Genomic DNA, 634 nt, shown 5'->3' with positions numbered 1-634 from the left:
TATAGTCAGCGATCGTACATGGCGCGCAATTGACCGAACGACCTATCGTCGCGAGCCGTCGTAACCGGCAGAATCGTTGTCATGACTTCTTCTGCTTTCGACCACCTGACTCCCGAACAACTGCGCGAACTGGCTGCGCAGTTTTTCGGCCGCGCCGGTCTGGCCATCCCGCGCTCGACCCTGGCCCAGTGGGTCGGTGCCTGTGGCGTCCAGCTGCAACCGCTGGTGGATGCGCTGCGGGAGATCGTTCTGGAACAGGGCGTCATCCATGCCGACGAGACCCCGGTGCCGATGCTCGCGCCGGGCCTGAAGAAGACCCAGCGCGCCTACGTCTGGGCCTATGCAGCCAGCCCGTTCGCCGAGCTGCGCGCGGTGGTCTACGACTTCAGCCCCAGCCGTGCCGGCGAGCATGCCCGCGCCTTCCTGGGCGACTGTAAAGGCAAGCTGGTCTGCGACGACTTCGCCGGCTACAAGGCCTGCTTCGAGCAGGGGATGACCGAGGTCGGCTGCATGACCCATGCCCGGCGCAAGTTCTACGACCTGCACGTCGCCAACCAGAGCCAGTTGGCCGGGCAGGCGCTGCACTCCATCGGCCTGCTGTACGAAATCGAGCGTGACGTGCGTGACCGGTTAG

The 634-nt window shown here is 65.0% G+C and carries 1 pseudogene; it reads left to right on the top strand.

Annotated elements, in window-relative coordinates:
• Window positions 1–141: 141 nt before the first annotated feature.
• A pseudogene (locus ACYVD0_RS12855) lies at window positions 142–634 on the top strand (IS66 family transposase); the annotation flags it as partial.

The sequence above is a fragment of the Azotobacter armeniacus genome (assembly GCF_054779355.1).
The sequence above is the reverse complement of the archived record's forward strand: the minus strand, read 5'-3'. Positions and strand labels throughout refer to the sequence as shown.